Below are 19,620 nucleotides of genomic sequence, written 5' to 3'. Positions count from 1 at the left end.
GGTCATTATCGATAACAGGCACCGCCGTAGCGGTCAAAGCCATCAGTGGAGTCGGAGACGCCGGTCGCACCTAGCATCCGGTTGGCAAACAACGCATTAGCGGGCCAACCGTTGTGGCGACCTTCTGCGCCGATTTCACCCGTTTGGTGAAATACTGGAGGCGCGCCATCTACACAGCAATGAACATCTAGCAATTGGCGAGATGTTCCCGCAAGCGACACTACAAATAACTATTAACATCTACTCATTAATAACTATGCAGTTAAACGCTTACCGTCGTGATGGAGGGGTCAACACATGCGAGGAGCGCGCATCCTACCATTGCATTTGGCGTCTGACCAGTACTTTTAACTTACACCACAGTGAAACAAGGACTTGCGCTCATGCACATATGGTCTAACCTGAAAAAGTGCCTAATCAAGTTCACTATTCTCAAGGAGCGATGCAATGAACTGGGATCAAATTGAAGGCAAATGGAAAGAGATGAAGGGTAAGGCACGCTCAAGCTGGGGCGAGCTCACCGACGATGAGTTGGATCAGATCGGTGGTAAAAAGGATCAATTGATAGGCAAGCTTCAGCAGAAGTACGGCCTAGAGCGCGAAGAAGCAGAGCGTCAAGCCGATGACTGGGCTGATAAGCAGTAATAGCCTTATAAGCCCCCTTTAATTACACCATTTCCGTTTTGGTAGGTCGGTTTTTTAGCAACACAATGTGCTGGTGGTTCTGGTTATGTTATCCCCTCCAGTACCTGCAGCCACACAGATCTATTATCTATCGTAGCCACATGGAGAGATGCTATGCGTAAGACAATCCTCACAACCGTTATCGGTACCGCCCTTATGGGCAGCGTTGCCATGAATGCTCACGCACAGGATGAGCCCCAGGGCATGTATTCTGCCGACGACATTCTTGATGCAGAGGTCTATTTTGCCGGCGGTTCCGGTGAAGAGATTGGTGACGTCGATGACATCCTGTTTGATGAAGAGATGCGCATTACCGCGATTGTGATCGAAAGCGGTTCAGTACTGGGCCTCGGCGGCCGCGAGATCGTTGTTGATACCGACTACTTCACCCTCGAAACCGAAACGGACGCCGATGGTGATACAGAACATCGCATTATGGTCGAAGCCAGCCAGGAAGAAGTCGAAGCCTTCCCGGCTTACAATAACGAGTGGTGGGAACAGACTAAAGCCAACGCTCGCGATGCCTGGCAAACTACCCAAGAGGGAGCTGAAAGCGCTTGGCAGCGTACCCGTGAAGCGTTAGATATCGATGATAATGGCTAACGGTTCCCCATTGTTTTTAATAGCAACGTTTTTAATAGCAACGAAACGCTAGCAGTAGAATCTCAGCATTAGAAAAAGGGCTGCCCAACTGGGCGGCCCTTTTTGCTAGCTAGCGATACGCATCTATTTACGCCGCACGCCCTGCCCCGGTAAACGCTCCCGGTCGTGAGACCGTTCAAGGTCGAGTAGGGGCCCAGCAGGTACGATTCGCGTTGGGTTAATCGTGTCGTGACTATAATAGTAGTGGCGTTTGATGTGATCCATATTGACAGTCTCCGCCACTCCCGGCCACTGATAGATTTCCCTCACGTAATTGGAAAGATTGGGATAATCTTCAATGCGCTTAAAATTGCATTTGAAGTGGCCATAGTAAACCGCGTCAAACCGGATCAGCGTGGTAAAGAGACGAATATCCGCCTCGGTTAACCACTCCCCCGCCAAGTAACGATGCTCGGCCAAGCGTGCTTCCATACGCTCTAGACCGTCAAACAACGCCTTCACGTGCTTCTCATAAACCGCCTGTTCGGTGGCAAAGCCTGATTTATAAACGCCGTTATTAATGTGGTCGTAAACATCGGCGTTTACGTCATCAATGACACCGCGCAGATCTTCTGGGTAAAAATCCAGGTCGTTGCCGGTCAATTCATCGAACGCACGGTTAAAAATACGTAGCAAGTCTGCAGACTCATTATTAACGATGGCGCTGCGCTGTTTGTCCCATAGCACGGGCACGGTGACACGCCCGGTATAGTGGGGGTCGGTCATGGTATACAGCTGGTGATGGTAGTCGACGCCGTTAACGGGGTCGCCACTGGCACCTTCGTCCTGACGGTACGTCCAGCCTTGGTCGAGCATCAAGGGGCTAACATGGGACGTGCCGATCAACGGCTCTAGCCCTTTCAACTTACGCATAATCAGCGTGCGATGCGCCCAGGGGCAGGCTAGCGAGACATATAAATGATAACGCTCTTTTTCCGCTGGGTAGCAGTCACCGTCAGTCTCCGGATGGCTGCCCACCCAGTCGCGAAGCTGAGCGGACTCACGAACAAATTCGCCGCCGTGTTTTTTAGTGTCATACCACTGGTCTTGCCACTTGCCATTTACCAGTAATCCCATTGGGCGTCTCCTGAAAGTCATTAGAGGTGCTAACAATTACGTTCTTTTCTTCAGCATACGCCCGCTTCAGGAACGCTCAAGCGGATGTTTTACGGCCTTTCATTCGAGTCAGTCGAATCATTCAGCGCGCATTCGCTCACCACGGCCTGTTTCAGTGCGGCGGCCATCGCATGAGCCGCTGGCCCTGCCCGGTCTCGGTCGCGAAAAATCATCTGAATCGGCACTTCACGAATACCGCCCGCGGGTAGTGGCAGCGGCTTTAATTGCCCGCTGTTTAACTCCTCCGCAATTCGTGTTTCCGGCATCCAGGCAAACCCCAAGCCACGCCTTAGCATATCCAGTGAGGTATTGAGGTGGCTGACGGTCCAACGCTGCTCGGCTTTCAACCAGCCAGCATTGGTTGATTGGCGCAGCGCTGAATCACGCACCACCAACTGCCGATACTGGGCTAGATCGCGCAAATCCAACGAGCGGCCCAATTTATGTAGCGCATGCTGGGGATGCGCCACGGCAACAAAGCGCACCGTGACCAACGGCTCGCCCAAGAAGCCCTGCGCCTCAATGCCGGAGACTACCAAGTCTGCGCGGCCATCATAGAGCATCTCAATGCCGCCATTGAGAACACTCTCGTGCAACTGCACGCGCACCTGCGGGTACGTTTCAGAGAATCGCTCTAGCGCTTTAGCTTGAGCAGCAGCGGGAAACACCTGATCGATTGCCACTACCACTTCCGCTTCTAAACCAGCGGCTAGCCGGGTGGCGACATCTTCAAGTGACGCTGCGCTCTCTATTAATTGACGCGCGCGCCGAAGCAGCAGCTCGCCCGCTTCGGTTAACCGTACTTGTCGGCCAATAGGCTCCAGCACCTGCACGCCTAGCTGCTCTTCTAATTTATGAACGGCATGGTTCAGCGTGGAGGGGCTTTTATGTACCGCCTCTGCCGCACGCGCAAATCCACCGTGGTCAACCACGGCGGCCAACATTTGCCATTGTGAAAGTGTTACCCGGGACATTTCGATTTCCTCAACGCAATACAGCGAAACAATGCGCTTAATGTTCGAAAAAACATGGCTAGAATGCCAGGAAACAGCTAACACTTCCGCCCATGCTTACAAAATGCTTGAGATTAACTGCTGGTCGCAGGTAAAAGAGCACGTCATTTCTATCCAGCGGGAAAATATTTGACACAGATTATACTTTAGCTTTTAAAAGCGTAGTTTTCGTCTATAGTTAACACAGATTATTTAGTTAGCACGCCTCACTGGTTACATTTGTTAGCAAACGCTGTTTATAAATAGTAATCTCTGTCTGTTAGTGCTATTTTTGTATTTAATTACGCTTTATGTATAGATATACAGTCTATGCACCCCTGCCTCCATGGGGTATGGTTTCCGGGTTTATTCGCTTAATAGTTACTTTTAATCACGAACTCGGCGGTCCATTTACCCATGTTGCGAATCCTCCATTCGCTGCCCCGTACGCACAAATTATTACTGTTACCCGTGGCCACAATGGTCACCGTGCTGGGCACACAAAAGTTATTGACGACATACCAAGATTTAACTCAACTAAACACACCGCTTGAAAGCGTGCTAGTACCGCTCCCAAGCGACTCTACTCCGGGCGTCCCTTCCCTGCATCAAGAACGCACCCCGGTAGCAGATGCGATCGATCGCGCCTCGCGCGCCCTCGACGCGACCCGCGAAAATATCCCCCTCAGTGAACTCACCGCAACCGAGATCGTTGATCTTGACGTCATTGCCAGCGCAGAGGCCGACATGGCGAACCAGCCGGCTTTGGGCGGCGACGTCACGGTACCGAATACCGCAGCACTGGAAAGCGGTGGTCTCGATGACGGTGCGCTGCATATGGCAATTGTGCTAGGCACATTGGCTAGCGGCATGCTGGATAATAATGTAGACAACAGCTCTTCCGTCGAAATTGCCGACGCTACCTCTTATGAGGATTATGGCGTTGAGCTATTCGATGATATCTCCTTTCTGGATTTAGAGCTGGCAGCTGAAGAGCCCTTTGTACCTGAGTGGGAAACCCACATTGTTGAATCCGGCGAAACTTTTGCCGTACTGGCACAAAACGAATTAGGCCTAGGCTATAGCGAAGTGATGGCTCTGCTGGAGGATTTACCTGACCCGCGCATGCTAACCAATTGGCGCGCCGGGCACAGCTTTGATTATCAGCTGGATGAAGATGGGCGTTTATTGTCGCTACGCATGATGAAAAACACCCGTGACGGCATACTGCTGGAGAAGGACGCAGACCACTTCGCCATCACCACGATTGAACGCCAAGGAGAACCTGTTCAGCGCCTCTATGCCGGTAGCGTCAGCGGTAGCTTTGCGCGCTCCGCCCAGGCGACAGGTTTGAACAGCGGCTCGGTAACAGAACTGACGAAACTACTCGAAAAGAAACTCGATTTTCGGCGTGACAGCCGCCGCGGCGATCGTTTCCAGGTACTGGTCGAGTCAGACATGATCGATGGTGAAACTTTAGATTCCCGTGTATTGGCTGTTCATTACAACGGCGAACGCATGGACTTAACCGTTGTGCGTAATGCCAGCGACGATAACTTCTATACACCTGAGGGTGGTAGCCTGGATCCTGCCTTTGCGCGCCACCCGTTTGAAGGCAACTACCGTTTAAGCTCTAGCTTCAATCCGCGCCGTAAGCATCCAGTAACCGGCCGCACTAGCCCGCATAACGGTACCGATTTTGCTATGCCGATTGGCACGCCGGTAACGGCTCCCGCTAACGGTGTTGTGGAACGAGTGAGCAACCATCGCGCCGCAGGACGCTATGTCGTCATCCGTCATGACAATGGCTACCGGACGCGCTACCTGCACCTCTCCCGGCCGCTGGTGAAGCAAGGTGAACGTGTAACAATGGGCGAGCGTATCGCGCTATCAGGCAATACAGGCCGCAGCACCGGCCCTCACCTGCACTACGAAGTCATCGTCAACAACTCACCGGTCAATGCGATGACGGTTCCCCTGCCCGAAAACACCAGCTTGAGCGGCGATACGCTTATTGCGTTCCAGAATCAGGCAGCACCCATATTGGCGGCGCTGGAAAGCGGCGAAACAGGCCCGGTTAGCGTGGCTAATTATCGGCAGGAGAGCGACGACTAGCGACCGCTATATAGCTACCGTGTACTCAAACGCAAAACACCGCCACTGGGCGGTGTTTTGCGTTGGCTTACGTATTTTCAACTGTCTAGACTGACCGCTGCAGCGCGACCAGTAGCGTTGCATCCCGGCGGTAGATATCAGGTCTAAACTCCACCTCGCCTTCGGCATTTGGCCACGCGGTCAAATAATGCAGCGCAATGGGAATACGCTGAGATAAGCTCACATTGCGATCACTCCCTCCTTTTAACAGCGTACTCATTTGATAACGACTGCCGGTGTCTTGCAGCAGCATTTGCGCCAGCTCAGTCACACCTTCAACCCGAATACAGCCTGAACTAAGTGCACGCTGATCACGCCGGAACAATCCACGCGCGGGGGTATCGTGCAAATAGATCATGTCATCGTTGGGAAACCGTACCACGACGCGACCTAGCGGGTTACCTGTACCCGCTACCTGACGCAACATAACGCCGCCAGGACGCTGCCAGTCGATCTCCTCCGCAGCAAGCGGTTCGCCCATGGGGCTAATCACCTGGATGTTTTTACGCGCCAAGTAGTCGATATCGGCACGCACCTGGGGCAACACATCCTCGCGCATGATCGTCGGCGGGATTGTCCAGGAAGGATTAATGGTTAAATGGCTGATCGTAGAGTGGATAATCGGCGTCTCGCGCCGCGGGGTTCCTACCACCACACGGGCGTCCCAGTGCTGGCCGTTAGGGCGCACGTAGTGCATCCGGTAGCCTGCAATATCAACCCATACTCGTGGCTCAGCAGATTGCATCGGACGGATCCACCGCGCGCGCTCTAAATTGACCCGCAGCTGGTCGATTCGCGACGCCACTGAGGTGTTCAACGCCAAGCGAGTTTGTTCGCCCACTACACCATCTTCCTGCAGCAAATGACGGCGCTGGAAACGCCTCACAGCGGCTTCCAGCGGTGCATCAAAGGCACGCCGATTCGACCCGGCTTGTACACCGATTAATGGATAGGCGCTGCTATCCGCCACCTGTAACTCAGCCTCTCCCCATAGTGCCAGGCGCTGGCGCAGCACGCTCACATCGTCGGCTTCATCGCCTGGCCGCAACGACTCTTCTCGCGCAGCCAAGTAGGGCACGCTGCCCAGGTTAGCCAACTGATAATGCTGCTTCAAGGCATCGCGCAGTTGCTGATATTCAGCAGACGAGGGCCGAGCCAGCGCGATCGCGTTATCAAGCGAGCGGTCATCGACGGCATGCACCACACGCAGCAGTGAGTAGCGACGTTCAGGGCGCGGCGCATCCCACTGGGGTTCGACATCGCGCGGGTTCACCTTACCGCGTTCTAAATGATCCAGCGCCAGCAGCAACGCTCGAGTTGCTTTAATATCAAACGACGCCTGAGCGGCTTGACTGCTTGCCTGACTGCGCTGGAACTCATCAATCAGTGTATCAGCGTGGTAATCCTCGGGTGTTAGACCATCGGTTTCCAAGCTATTCAACGCAGCAACCAGAGACTCAACCGCCACGGCTGCCTGCCAGGCGGGCTGCCCATCGCGCAGTTGATAAAACTCAGTAACGGGTAGCCGCTGCGCCTCAACCGCGCTTAATTGCTGGGCTAACGCCTGTTGTAACGGCGCTGAATCCGCATTCGCATAGCTAATGCCTAAAGGGCTGTGGGTAAGCGTGAGACAAAGAGCGACCCCTATCGCCCATTGTCTTAGTGGCTGTATCTCGTTCATCGCCCTCTCCTTGCGTTACTATAGTCTTCCACATCGCCGACCCTGTTTTTTATATTAGTCGGCTAATCTTTATAATGACTTATATTGCTCGTAGGATCGACTTTTATGGCTCTTCGTTTAAATGTTGCCACGTTATTATTTTCTCTCCCTTTTACATTATTTACATTACCGCTCCACGCTGCCAGTTTCTTCGCCCAAGTTGATTCAACGCCACCTCGCGGCATACTGCCTTTACACCATCAGTTGCTGCAGCTCGCCCCCCAGGCCTCGCCCGATGCGCTGCGTTTAGCCGCCCAAGCGCTTAACTGCGCCGAGCCTAATGCCGAGCGCTTGGCAGTGATCGATTACTCGCTGCCATCTACCGAGCCGCGCTTGTGGGTATTTGATTTGCGCCAGCATAAGCTACTCTTCGAAGAGCTGGTCTCCCACGGCCAGGGGTCTGGCGACGCCCAAGCAGAGACGTTTTCCAATACCCCCGATAGCCATCAATCCAGCATTGGCCTATTTCGCACTATGAACAGCTACTATGGGCGCAACGGCTATTCACTGCGCCTGGAGGGTCTGGAACCCAACGTCAATGACTTGGCGTTTGAGCGCGCTATTGTGATCCACGGCGCGGACTATGTAAGCGACGCCTTTATCACCCAAACGGGGCGGCTCGGGCGCAGCCATGGCTGCCCGGCGGTACGCGAAGACGTCACTTACCCGCTGATCGACAGTCTAAAAGAGGATCAGTATGTGTTCGCTTATTATCCCGATGCCGAGTGGCTGGCCACCTCCGCGTTTTTAGGCTGCACGGCCACCGCCGCACAGCTAGCCCGGCGCTAATGTTACCCAGACTCTTAATGAGGGGAACGTTAACAACCTCAGTCTTACAGGCAATCAGTAGCTGAATTTTATCATTTTCGGCCGCTAAATCAGGCGCACAGGGGAACCCTCTGCAATACTTTGTGACAAATTAACACAAAATATTGCTATCTGCCGTAGGTGTCTCTGCCATGTTCACCTTTATGCACCCGTACCAAAAAATTCGCCGCCTGGAACAGGAAGTTGCCGAGTTACGCACTCAGCTTGACGCTGCTACCCCCTCCCCCAGTTGTCGATTATTGAGCCTGATGAAACCGGCACAATCCATCGGCATGCTGCAGGCAAGAGGCGCGGATATGCTGGCTTCTCTCAATAGTGGCATACAGGAGTACGCGGATCAGCTTGCCGGCGAGCGGGCCACCCTAACGGAAACGGTTAATTTAATTGCCACCGCTGAACAGGCGGTCAGTAGCCTTGACCAACGCTGCCACGACACTGAACGTACCGAAGCGTTACCCCCATTAGTGTTAGCTAAAACTCTGCACGCCTTAAGCCAGCTACAGGTCGCTCTCGCCCGTAGTGCAGGCCACGCCCAGGCGTTAGCGGTAAGTACGGCCCTCGAAACGGCCCATAGCCAAGGTCTGCTTGGCAGCACCGATGCCGCTAGCCAGCAATCTCCAGGATTGGCAGCCATTGCAGACGATGTCCACCGCTTAGCGTTGACTATGCACAGCTTGAGCCATCAGCTCAGCCTACTGATGGAGCAAATTAATAGCCAGGTAAGAGAACACTCGCAGGCCGTAGTGAAAAAACGTCTGGCCGACGAGGAGATTACCCATTCCGCGCAAGCAGCCAATCAGGCAGTACATCAGCTTGCTGACCAAGCTCAGCATATGCACAAGGTGATTCATCACAATGCCACCGCTGCGTTTTTACACTCCGCGAAGCTTGATCATGCGGTGTGGAAGTGTCGGCTTTATAAGCAGCTCCTCTCTGCCAACACAGACACTCCCCTAGAAGACCATCACCAATGCCGTTTAGGGCGCTGGCATCAACATGGAGAAGGTCACCAACGTTACGCCCGCACTGAGGCCTATCGAGCGCTGGCGGCACCCCATCGCCGTATGCATGACAGTGGCGAGGAAGCACTTAAGTTTGCCCGCCTGGGCGACCGCAATGGTCAACTGGCCGCCTTGGGAGTCATGGAAGAAGCCAGCCAGCAGCTCGCCCTGCAGTTGGACAACCTCATGGAGCACGCCATGTATGAGGCGCCCTATTCAACCAATCATCACTCACCGCTTGCGGGCGCACCTTAAATAGCCGTTGTACGCTAAATAGCCTTTCGTCTTATCTAGCCGCCTATGCCATGCTGGTTGCAATAAAACCACTTTCCTCACCAGCAGCAATGGGAAAAAGCATATGGCACAGGTCAAAAAGCTAGATCTCGCGTTACAAGGCGGTGGCGCCCACGGGGCTTATACCTGGGGTGTCATTGATCGCCTACTGGCAGATGACCGCATTGAGATTGAGGGCATCAGCGGCACCAGCGCCGGAGCAATGAATGGCGTGGTAATGGCCGATGCGCTCACAAGAGGCGATAAAGAGACCGCTCGGCAAGCACTGCACGACTTTTGGCAAGCGGTGAGTCGCGCGGGTATGGCCAGCCCCATCCGCCGCTCTCCCTTGGACATATTGACCGGCAACTGGAGCCTGGATCACTCGCCCGGTTTTATTGCGATGGACCTATTAAGCCGTGTGGCCTCCCCCTACCAACTCAACCCACTCAATATAAATCCGCTGCGCGATATCGTGGCCGAACATATTGATTTCGAGCGGGTTAGGCAATGCCAACAGCTTAAGCTGTTTGTCGCGGCCACTAACGTACGCACGGGTAAACAGCGGGTGTTCCGCCGTGAAGAGATGAGCGTTGACGCGGTGATGGCCTCCGCTTGCTTGCCCTTTATATTCCAAGCAGTGGAGATCGACGGCGAAGCGTATTGGGATGGTGGCTACATGGGTAACCCCGCCCTGTTTCCTCTCATGGAGGAGTGCAGCGCACGGGATATTCTGCTGATACAAATCAACCCAATCAGCCGTAACGAAGTCCCCACCTCGGCATCGGCCATTATGAATCGCCTCAACGAGATCACCTTTAACTCAGCACTGATTAAAGAGATCCGTATGATTGCGCTGCTTAAGCATACCCTCGATGAGCAAGGCATTGAAAACTGCTACCAGCAGGCGTTGTTCCACCGCATTAGCGGCGAGCAGGCACTTGAGGGCCTCTCTGTCTCCAGCAAATCCAATTCTGAGTGGCCTTTTCTATGCCATCTTTTCGAGCAGGGACAAGCTGCCGCTGAACGTTGGTTAAGCGAACACTTTGAAGCGATTGGTAGCCACTCCACACTGGATATTGATGCCGTCTATTTACATGAATAATGGCTGCACGTTCAGTCCGCCCATTGCACCCTTCTAGCACCAAGATGCCGCAAAATCGGCGTTGCATGCCCAATCATGCAGCATAGACTTGATCACTCATCTCTAACACGCACAACAAAAAATAAATTAAGATATTGATTTTTAGCAATAAATATTCAGCTGGCAAACTACCTGCATAACTCCTACCAGTGGTGGTAGGCGTGGACCAGGCCCAACTGGGTACGAGTGCGTCGAGCCTGACCTTCAACGATGAAGGCATGTTCTCGTCAATTGTTTGCGTAACGCGCTAACTTGTTTGCGTTGCGTAGCGACTAACTCGTTTTATGCCCCGTGAGGCCATCCCATGGACATACGCAACAAAGCCAACCGTATTCGGCTGCTTAACTTCTCGACTCCTCAGATGCGCGCTTTCCACTTTTCATGGTTCGCGTTTCATATCTGTTTCTTCGGCTGGTTCGGCATCGCCCCTCTTATGGCGATTGTTCGAGAAGACCTTTCACTGACTCAAACACAAATCGGCAATACGATTATCGCTTCGGTAGCGATTACGGTCATTGTGCGCCTTGCGATTGGCGTACTGTGTGACCGCATCGGTCCGCGTAAAACCTATACCGGGCTACTGATATTAGGCGCTATTCCGGTGATGGGCATTGGCTTGGCCGATAGCTTTGAAACCTTTCTATTGGCGCGCTTAGCCATTGGGGCCATTGGCGCCTCCTTCGTGATTACCCAGTACCACACCTCGATGATGTTCGCCCCCAATGTGGTCGGTACCGCCAACGCTACTAGCGCAGGTTGGGGAAACCTGGGGGGTGGCACCACGCAGATACTGATGCCACTAATCTTCTCGGGCATGCTGATGCTGGGCGTTAACGAAGCCTTTGGCTGGCGTTTAGCGATGATGGTGCCTGGTGTAGTGATGTTCTTTACCGGCATTGGCTACTGGTTCTTTACCCAGGATGCCCCCAACGGCAACTTCAGTGACCTGCGCGCACGCGGCGAATTGCCTGAAGCTTCAGGAGAAAATGGTGCCGCGCAAAGCTTTCTAGCCGCCGCCAAGGATATTCGTGTTTGGGCGCTGTTCGTTGTCTATGGCCTCTGCTTTGGCGTGGAACTGACGATCAACAATATTGCCGCCATCTACTTCTTTGATAAGTTTGATCTTACCCTGGCCACCGCGGGTCTGATTGCCGGTCTGTTTGGTTTAATGAATATTTTTGCGCGTACTTTAGGCGGCGTCTTCTCGGATCTTTTCGCTAAGCAAGGGGGCTTGAAAGGACGCGTTCGCTGGCTGTTTATTGCCTTGGTTTGCGAAGGTATTGCGTTGGTAGCGTTTTCGCAGATGCACGTATTAAGTCTAGCGATAGGTATAATGCTGGTGTTCAGCCTGTTTGTGCAGATGGCGGAAGGCGCTACTTTTGGCGTGGTGCCGTTTATCAACAAAAAGGCGCTGGGTGCCGTGGCGGGCATAGTCGGCGCTGGCGGTAATGTGGGCGCGGTAGGCGCTGCCTTTCTGTTCCGCAGCGAAAGCCTGACCTATCAGCAAGGTCTGTTCTATTTAGGCCTCACTGTACTGATCCTGGCTTCATGTGTGTTGGTGGTACGCTTTAGCGATGCTACCGAAGCAGAAGAGGCCAAAGCGTATAGCGACGCAGTAGGTGATGATGTAGGCGCGGGCGCTCTGTCGTTACGCTAAGCGCTTTCCAGTACACTCATACTTCCATAACGTTCCTGTTCACTCCCATACGCTTCGGCATGGTATGGGAGAATAACGGTATGGGAGTGTTCACATTTAGGCGGCGAGTCACCAAGGAAATTTCTATGTCTTCAGCGCAGCAACTGCTCTTAACCGCCATCCGTTGCGATATCGACAACCTTACCCACCTTGCCACCACCGCCGATATTGTCGGCGACATCAGCCGCTTTATTCATATGCTCCAGCGTGAACGGGGCGCATCGACGATTTACCTTGTTTCCCAGGGGCAGCGCTTCAAAACCCGCCGCGACACCTACCGGCAACACAGTCAGCAGGCCGAAACACTAATGCGCCAACGGCTGGAAGCGCTCAGTGAGGAGGCCCGCCCCCAGGCCGCCGCGCGCTTACTGCGCCGGATTGCCGCCGTCTGGTACGCGCTTGACGAACTTGGCGCGCTTCGCCAGGCCATTGATACCTTTGCTATCACCCCCGATGCAGCGACCCAGGCGTTTAACCAGTTGACCAGTGGTCTACTAGCCATTGTGTTTGAGGCCGCAGATACCTCTATCGATCCCGATATTACCCGCACGCTAGTAGCGATTTTCCACTTAATGCAAGGCAAAGAGCTGGCGGGCCAGGAGCGCGCCTGCGGCGCCTTTGGCTTTACCCATGGCCACTTCGACGAGCCTCACCGTGCCCTGCTAAACCAACTAATGTCGGATCAACAGCGCTGCTTCGACACCTTTGTAGAGTTTGCGACACCCGAAGCGCAGCAGGCATGGCAGAAGGAGCTTTCACCGCGAACGCTGTCGGGTATTTGCCATCTGCGCGATATCGCCTGCCAGCGCTCGTCGGCAAAACAATCACCACCCAAAGAGACACCCGATAAGCTGGGTGAAACCTGGTATGAACTCACCACGCTGCGCATCGACTCAATGAAAACGGTTGAAGATGCGCTGATTGAACAACTGAGCATGCTCTGCCACCGCAAAATCGGCCAGGCTGAGGAGGCTTTAGAAAAAGCCAAGGCACAGCCCTGCCACCCTACACCCGCCCCCTGCGAGCAGCTGTTGGCGCTGAATGGAGCGCAACCATTAGGTGACCTGACCGCCAACGCTCTCACCTCCCCCCTGGGCCGCTCGCTGATCGAGCTCACCCAAGCCCAGGCCAGCCGCTTACAAGGGCTCAGCGATGAGCTTGAAAATACCCGCAAAGCGCTACGAGAACGCAAGCTGATTGAACGCGCCAAAGGTCTCATCATGGCCCACCAGGAGATGAACGAAGAGGAGGCCTACCGCTTTCTGCGGAAAACCTCAATGGATCAAAGCAAAAGCATGGCAGATATGGCTCAAGCGATACTGGATCTCTCAGCGATGCTAAAACGCAACGATGCTAAAACATAAAGTAGATGGGCTCCTCGTTAGCAGTCAGTTAGCAGCACAATACCAAGCTGCTTAAGCCTATATTTGCAGGATGCTGTCACCTTAGCCATGCTAAAAGCTCACTTGACTGACCAAGCAAGGAGCGCACCCCATGCAACACCGCGTGCTATTAATTACCGGCGCATCTAGCGGCATCGGTGCGGCCACCGCTCGCGCAGCTGCACGTGAAGGCTATAAGTTAGTACTCGCTGCACGTTCTAGCGACAAGCTCACCGCACTGGCGCAAGAGCTGGGGCCGGAAAACGTACTGACCTGTGAGCTGGACGTGATTAACATGGAACAGCAGCAGGCCATGGTTGAGCAGGCGCTGGAAACCTTTGGCCGCCTGGATGGCGTCTTTGCCAACGCTGGCCGTGGCGGTTCACCCGGCGGCTTTAGTGAAGCCGACCACGACGCATGGCGTGAGATGATTCTCACCAATATCTATGGAGTGGGCCTCACTATTCAAGCCTGTTTGCCCGCCCTTAAACGCAGCAAAGGCCATGTATTGCTCACCGGCTCAGCCGCAGGCCGCACGACTATTCCAGGCTCGATGTATAGCGCGACCAAGTGGGCGGTCACCGGAATTGGCTACAACTTACGTGAAGAGTTACGTGGCACCGGCATGCGTGTGACGCTAATTGAACCTGGAATGGTCGACACCCCCTTTTTTGATGAGCCGCCAACTCATGCCTTAGAAGATCGCGATATCGCCAATGCGGTAATTTACGCACTAGCGCAACCTGCCCATGTAGATGTGAATGAAATTCTTATTCGCCCCACTCCACCTTTAAGTGAGGAGTGAGGAGTGAGGAGCCAACGAACCTGTATATCCGCCACCTGGATAGTCGGCACCTTGCAATTCATCTGCAATGGCCGCATAACGTGTAATTACCAAGCGCGCTAAGTAATTTTTCACCCGACGCGCCCACGAATTAATTTGCAGGTGATCCATGAGCCAACTCGCTTCCACGGCACTTTCCGTTCTTGACCTGGCACCTATTCGCCAGGGCGGCAGTGCCGCAGAGACCTTTCGCGATAGTGTTGCCCTGGCGCAATTAACCGAGCGGCTAGGCTATACCCGTTACTGGCTTGCCGAGCACCACAATATTGCCGGTATCGCCAGTGCCGCAACCGCCGTGTTGATTGGTCATATAGCCGGGCAAACGTCCACCATCCGCGTGGGTAGCGGCGGCATTATGCTGCCTAACCATCCACCGCTGGTGATTGCCGAGCAGTTCGGCACACTGGAAACGCTCTACCCTGGCCGTATTGATCTGGGATTAGGCCGTGCGCCTGGCTCGGATGGTGCCACCATGCAGGCTATGCGCCGCAACGCCCACGCCGGGGTCGATGATTTTCCACAACTGCTGAATGAGCTGCGCAGCTACTTAGCCGATGCAGAGCCCCAGCAGCGAGTGAAAGCGGTGCCTGGCCAAGGTACCCATGTGCCTATTTGGTTGCTGGGTTCCAGCGGTTACAGCGCGCAGCTGGCAGCCAAACTGGGCTTACCCTTCGCGTTTGCGGCTCAGTTCGCGCCGGGCTATTTATTTGAAGCGCTGCGTTTGTACCGTGATAACTTCCGCCCTTCGGAGCACCTGGATAAGCCCCATGCGATGGTCGGCCTTCCCGTGATGGCCGCAGAGAGTGACGCGATGGCTCACTACTTGGCCACGACAGCGCAGCAGAAGTTTTTAAACCTTATTCGCGGCAAGCCGACTCAGTCACAACCGCCGGTTGAGCAGTTGGATTGGTCGCCGATGGAACAGGCCCAAGTCAGCCAATTTTTAGGCGCGGCGATTATTGGTGGGCCCGAGACAGTTAAAGCCGAGCTTGAGGAATTCCAAACACGCACTGGCGCCGATGAACTAATGATTAATAGCGATTTTTACAACCACGCCGACCGTCTACGCAGCTACGAGATTGTGGCTGAGGTCGCCCGATAAGCGCTTAGCTGCACAGGATAGTTATGACCACACTCGCTTTCTCTCCAATAACGGATGACGATTTTGCTGCTTTCTGGCCCACCTTCCAAGCCATTGTTGCAGCGCAAGAGACCTATGCGTTTGATCCCGATATCAGTTTTGAAGCTGCCCGTCAGTTATGGTGTAAAACGCCTAACGCCAGTGTGGTTGCCAAAGATGAAAACGGACAAGTGCTGGGCGCTTACTACTTAAAAACCAACGCGGCTGGCCCCGGCGATCATATATGTAACTGTGGTTATATGGTGACCCCCGCCGCACGGGGCAAAGGCGTAGCGCGAGCCATGTGTGAGCACTCCCAGCAACAGGCCCGGGAACTAGGGTTTCTGGCCATGCAGTACAACGCCGTGGTGGCCACCAATGAGGTGGCCGTCGCGTTATGGCAGAAGCTGGGGTTTAGTATTGTGGGTACCGTTCCTAACGCCTACCGCCATGCGCGCTTCGGTTTTGTCGATACGCATGTGATGCATAAGACGCTTTAACAATCATCCATTTACCAAAGGGTTCTTTACCAGACGACTATTTACTAAGCAACTCTTTATCAAACAATTATTTCCCAAACAACTCTCAAACAAGTTTAAAAAAACATTTAATTATACGGCTTTATTATGATTTAGCATTTAACAATCTAACAAACTAAAGATAACTTAATCAAATCATTATATTAACGAGAAATTGATACCTTTTAAAACTCCCCTATGCACCAATTCAGGTGCGGGGAGTATTAGGAGAAGTATCAATGCAAAACATATCAGTTAAGAGAGTGATTGCTGGCGCACTGATTGTGCTTTTAGCCATGCTTATCATTTTGGGTAGCATGGGTGCTATGGCAGAACGCGAAGGTGCACAGCTGCTGGCAGAAATTAATGAAATCAGCGCTCAACAAGCGAGTGCTGCTAACCGTGCAGAAACAAATCTAATGGAAGTGCGGGTCAGGCTAGAGCGCATGTCACAGCACTACCGCAATGGCAACGAAAATTACGCTGAGCGGGCGCTGGGAGAAGCATTGGAGAGTTTGGAGAAATCTGACCAGCGTATTGCGGAACTCACTCACCTTGAACTCCCGGTTGATTCCGAGCGTCGCCCACTAGTCGATGCAATTGTCGATAGTTACCACCTTATTGTCACTGACGCCTTAAGAAGTGATTTAGCCAACGAGCGTTATGAGGCACTGGACGAATACCGTGATCCCATGAATCAGAAGTTCTCCGGCTTTAGCACTGCGATCAGTGATTTTAATAATTATGCACTGAGCAGAGGCAGCCAAGTTCTCTCGGAAGCACAGCGCGACAGCGTCATTTTTGGTATTACCGTAGGTGTTCTCATTTTAACCGCGATTGTACTCTATATTGTGGTACAAATAATGATTAACCGGCTCATCATCAGCCCTCTACAGCGGGCAGTCAGCATTTGCGAAAACATTGCAAAGGGGGATTTGACCAGCCATATCGACGCCCTAGGGCGTAACGAGATCGGCCGCCTTTATAGTGCCATGGAGGATATGCAGGAGCGCCTGGAAGAGATGATCGGTACGCTCAATCAAAGTAGCGAAGCCGTCGCCTCTAGTTCTACGCAAATCGCTAGCGGCAGCCAAGACCTCGCTTCGCGTACAGAGCAACAAGCCGCAGCTTTGCAGCAAACCGCCGCGAGTATGGATGAAATTTCATCGATTGTGCGGCAAAACGCAGATACTGCCGGTCAAGCACAGCAATTGACCCAGGACGCCGCGCAACAGGCGAATAGTGGTAAGCAGGCATCTGAACGCACCAGCCTACTGATGCGGGAATTAGAAGAGACCTCGCACAAAGTCCATGACATTATTCAGGTGATTGACTCGATCGCCTTTCAAACCAATATCCTGGCGTTGAATGCATCGGTAGAAGCTGCCCGGGCTGGCGAGCACGGCAGAGGCTTTGCGGTGGTGGCCAGCGAAGTTCGTTCATTAGCAACAAAGACCTCCACCTCATCGAAAGAAATACGCACCATGATTGAAGATATCTCACAGCGTATTGTTGTCGGTGCGGAACAAGCAGCGAAAAATGGCCATGATATGGCGGAGATCAACGAAGCTATTCGTAAAGTGACGGAAATGATGCAAGAGCTTGCTCTCGCCGCAAAGGAGCAGGAGTCGGGCATTAGCCAAGTCAGCACAGCGGTATCCCAGATGGACTCGGCGACCCAGGAAAATGTATCGCTGGTTGAAGAGACCAGCACCGCGTCAGCCTCACTCCAGGATGAAGCTACTCGTTTGGCCGAGTTAGTCACGACCTTCAAACTTAAGCGCGTAACGCACGGTGGCTCGGAATCCCCCACCGCCTCTTCATCACCGCAGGCACTTGCAGCGTCTAACGCTTACTCAACTAGAAAACTGCCCAATGCCACACCTGATTGGGAAGAGTTTTAATTCATGTTTTTGGGCCAGCTTGACTGGCCCTTTTTCCATTGGTCTTCCGCTTCAGGTCATAAAAATTAGCGGCTCGTTAAATGCGAATATCGACATAATACAACTTGCGGATGGCGCCCTGTATGCCGCTAAAAGCAAAGGCAAGCATCAGCGAGCGATTCACAAACCTTAGTCGCTCACGTCAAAACAGTGCTGCAACTGCTGCTCAGCGACGTCGCTGCCCATCGCCGTTAACTTAGCGATATTGCGCTCAGGAATCGCGTCGGTATCGCCGTAAAACTCGATCGCCTTTTCAACACTCTCTTCACGTAGCAGATGCACCATGGCATAGGGAGAGCGATTGGTATAGTTGGCAGCGTCATCGGGCTCAGCCCCGTCGAAGCAGTAATCGGGATGAAAAGTAGCGAGCTGATAGACCCCTTCATATCCCTGATCGACCAAGATACTTTCGGCCAGCTCAACAAAATCCAGGTAGTGATCAAAGCTTTTAAAAAGCGTAGGAAATACCAGCAGCGTCGTTTCAGTTTCAGGGTGTTCGTCCAGCCACGCTACCTCGACCATCAGCTCTTCAAGCGCCACTTCAATTTTTTTAGAGCGCACAACCTCAACGCGGATGGCTTCACGCGCTAGCTCCCGCTGAGCGAACGGGCAAATATCGTGGGCGACAATGAAGGTGCGCACCCAGTTCAGCGTTTGCGCGGCTACTTGGTCATCTGCGTGTTGGTTATCTGTGTGCATAGCACCCTCATGATCATGGTTAGGTCGGCGATGGCCGACGCTTTATGCGCAGCAGTTTACCAACTGTTCATGACCAACTACACGTGCTCTTGGTAGCGCTTCAGGGCGACTTCATAGGATTTATGGATATGGTCGTCCATTAATTCACGCGCTGCTTTAGCATCCCGCTGTAGCGCCAGCTCCACCAGCTGATGATGCTGCTCGTCCAGCTCTTGACGTATCGTCGGCATTTTTGGCCCCAAACGACGGTAGCGATCGAACTGGTCGTGTAACTGCTCAATAAAACGCAATAACCAGACTGAACCACACGGCGCCACCAGGGTGCGGTGAAACTGTGTATGCAGATGCTCCCACTCTTCGCCTTTATCCAGGGTTATATCGGCCCGTTTCAGGCGATGTGCGGCGGCAAGCAAATCGGCCTCCCAAAGCGAGTCACCGTTAGCAATAGCTCGCTCTAGCGCCATCCCCTCCATTTCCAGGCGCATTTGGGCAATATCGTCCAGTTCATCCCGCGATAGCTTCGGCACCCGAAAGCCGCGCTGATTCTCCTGCACCAGCAACCCATAAGCCGCCAATCTATTGAGCGCTTCTCGCAGCGGGCTCAAACCGACTTGATAGCGCTCTTTGAGGGCATTGATAGCGAGCTTTTCACCGGCCACAAAACGCCCACCCACCAAATCCTTGCGTAAATGATCAAACACGCGACTTGATGCGGTACCCGCTGGCCCCACTGGCCCTACTGACTTGGCTGACGTAGGTAGAGAATTATTCATCACGATGTCCTTTGTTTATCTCAGTTCCCGCTGTCCATTCTGTTTTGACTGTTGACGTTGGGTCAGGCACTACCTATATTCTATTTTAGAC

At 53.4% G+C, this 19,620-nt stretch carries 19 protein-coding genes; 12 read left to right on the top strand and 7 right to left on the bottom strand.

The annotated features are described in order from the left end of the window. Nucleotides 1–5 precede the first annotated feature (5 nt). Entirely contained in the window at nt 6–194 is a 189-nt protein-coding gene (locus LMS44_RS05295) for a hypothetical protein (RefSeq protein WP_039859330.1), read from the bottom strand. A 253-nt stretch (nt 195–447) separates the two neighbouring features. Between LMS44_RS05295 and LMS44_RS05290 the strand changes: the two genes are divergently transcribed. Further along, entirely contained in the window at nt 448–645 is a 198-nt protein-coding gene (locus LMS44_RS05290; protein ID WP_141439734.1) for a CsbD family protein, read from the top strand. A gap of 153 nt (nt 646–798) precedes the next feature. Continuing rightward, on the top strand, nt 799–1,287 hold the full coding sequence (locus LMS44_RS05285) for a PRC-barrel domain-containing protein (protein ID WP_022520659.1): 489 nt from the start codon (nt 799–801) through the stop codon (nt 1,285–1,287). 123 nt (nt 1,288–1,410) lie between these two features. Here the strand turns inward: LMS44_RS05285 and LMS44_RS05280 are convergent, their stop codons facing one another. Both LMS44_RS05280 and LMS44_RS05275 read right to left on the bottom strand, forming a co-directional pair. After that, nucleotides 1,411–2,403 (bottom strand): glutathione S-transferase family protein, encoded by a 993-nt coding sequence (locus LMS44_RS05280; RefSeq protein WP_022520660.1) that lies wholly within the window; start codon nt 2,401–2,403, stop codon nt 1,411–1,413. Between the two features lie 89 nt (nt 2,404–2,492). Continuing rightward, complete coding sequence (locus LMS44_RS05275) at nt 2,493–3,416, bottom strand: LysR family transcriptional regulator (RefSeq protein WP_022520661.1); 924 nt, start codon at nt 3,414–3,416, stop codon at nt 2,493–2,495. 435 nt (nt 3,417–3,851) lie between these two features. On the opposite strand from LMS44_RS05275, the gene LMS44_RS05270 reads away from it, so the two are divergent. Then, complete coding sequence (locus LMS44_RS05270) at nt 3,852–5,549, top strand: peptidoglycan DD-metalloendopeptidase family protein (protein ID WP_022520662.1); 1,698 nt, start codon at nt 3,852–3,854, stop codon at nt 5,547–5,549. A gap of 85 nt (nt 5,550–5,634) precedes the next feature. Here LMS44_RS05270 and LMS44_RS05265 read toward each other — a convergent pair whose 3' ends face one another. Then, entirely contained in the window at nt 5,635–7,269 is a 1,635-nt protein-coding gene (locus tag LMS44_RS05265) for a L,D-transpeptidase family protein (RefSeq protein ID WP_022520663.1), read from the bottom strand. A 105-nt stretch (nt 7,270–7,374) separates the two neighbouring features. Between LMS44_RS05265 and LMS44_RS05260 the strand changes: the two genes are divergently transcribed. The 6 genes from LMS44_RS05260 to LMS44_RS05235 all read left to right on the top strand — a co-directional run bounded on the left by LMS44_RS05260 (nt 7,375) and on the right by LMS44_RS05235 (nt 14,437). Continuing rightward, nucleotides 7,375–8,097 carry a murein L,D-transpeptidase catalytic domain family protein gene (locus LMS44_RS05260; RefSeq protein ID WP_027959903.1) on the top strand — a complete coding sequence of 241 codons (723 nt, stop codon included), beginning with the start codon at nt 7,375–7,377 and terminating at the stop codon, nt 8,095–8,097. A gap of 170 nt (nt 8,098–8,267) precedes the next feature. Then, nucleotides 8,268–9,392, top strand: a complete 1,125-nt coding sequence (locus LMS44_RS05255) for a CZB domain-containing protein (protein ID WP_278371057.1) — start codon at nt 8,268–8,270, stop codon at nt 9,390–9,392. A gap of 103 nt (nt 9,393–9,495) precedes the next feature. After that, nucleotides 9,496–10,515 carry a patatin-like phospholipase family protein gene (locus tag LMS44_RS05250; protein ID WP_009287178.1) on the top strand — a complete coding sequence of 340 codons (1,020 nt, stop codon included), beginning with the start codon at nt 9,496–9,498 and terminating at the stop codon, nt 10,513–10,515. Between the two features lie 343 nt (nt 10,516–10,858). Then, entirely contained in the window at nt 10,859–12,211 is a 1,353-nt protein-coding gene (locus tag LMS44_RS05245; RefSeq protein ID WP_009287177.1) for a NarK family nitrate/nitrite MFS transporter, read from the top strand. Between the two features lie 125 nt (nt 12,212–12,336). Next, nucleotides 12,337–13,614: a nitrate regulatory protein gene (locus LMS44_RS05240; protein WP_022520667.1), complete on the top strand. Its 1,278-nt coding sequence runs from the start codon at nt 12,337–12,339 to the stop codon at nt 13,612–13,614. Between the two features lie 130 nt (nt 13,615–13,744). Further along, complete coding sequence (locus LMS44_RS05235; RefSeq protein ID WP_022520668.1) at nt 13,745–14,437, top strand: SDR family oxidoreductase; 693 nt, start codon at nt 13,745–13,747, stop codon at nt 14,435–14,437. On the opposite strand, the gene LMS44_RS05230 is transcribed toward LMS44_RS05235, so the two are convergent. Continuing rightward, on the bottom strand, nt 14,423–14,587 hold the full coding sequence (locus LMS44_RS05230) for a hypothetical protein (protein ID WP_159176282.1): 165 nt from the start codon (nt 14,585–14,587) through the stop codon (nt 14,423–14,425). The two genes, LMS44_RS05235 and LMS44_RS05230, sit on opposite strands and share 15 nt — an antisense overlap. On the opposite strand from LMS44_RS05230, the gene LMS44_RS05225 reads away from it, so the two are divergent. The 3 genes from LMS44_RS05225 (at nt 14,586) to LMS44_RS05215 (ending at nt 18,018) form a co-directional block, all read left to right on the top strand. Further along, nucleotides 14,586–15,578, top strand: coding sequence for an LLM class flavin-dependent oxidoreductase (locus LMS44_RS05225; protein WP_027959907.1), 993 nt, complete (start codon nt 14,586–14,588; stop codon nt 15,576–15,578). The two genes, LMS44_RS05230 and LMS44_RS05225, sit on opposite strands and share 2 nt — an antisense overlap. 23 nt (nt 15,579–15,601) lie before the next feature. Beyond that, entirely contained in the window at nt 15,602–16,096 is a 495-nt protein-coding gene (locus tag LMS44_RS05220; RefSeq protein ID WP_022520669.1) for a GNAT family N-acetyltransferase, read from the top strand. A 257-nt stretch (nt 16,097–16,353) separates the two neighbouring features. After that, nucleotides 16,354–18,018, top strand: a complete 1,665-nt coding sequence (locus LMS44_RS05215; RefSeq protein WP_278371059.1) for a methyl-accepting chemotaxis protein — start codon at nt 16,354–16,356, stop codon at nt 18,016–18,018. A 168-nt stretch (nt 18,019–18,186) separates the two neighbouring features. Here LMS44_RS05215 and LMS44_RS05210 read toward each other — a convergent pair whose 3' ends face one another. After that, on the bottom strand, nt 18,187–18,756 hold the full coding sequence (locus tag LMS44_RS05210; protein ID WP_027959910.1) for a DUF1415 domain-containing protein: 570 nt from the start codon (nt 18,754–18,756) through the stop codon (nt 18,187–18,189). 77 nt (nt 18,757–18,833) lie between these two features. Further along, entirely contained in the window at nt 18,834–19,529 is a 696-nt protein-coding gene (locus LMS44_RS05205; protein ID WP_022520673.1) for a GntR family transcriptional regulator, read from the bottom strand. Nucleotides 19,530–19,620: the final 91 nt, after the last annotated feature.

The organism is Halomonas profundus, assembly GCF_020865425.1.
Lineage (GTDB): Bacteria > Pseudomonadota > Gammaproteobacteria > Pseudomonadales > Halomonadaceae > Vreelandella > Vreelandella titanicae.
This window is presented reverse-complemented; position numbering and strand designations above follow the sequence as displayed.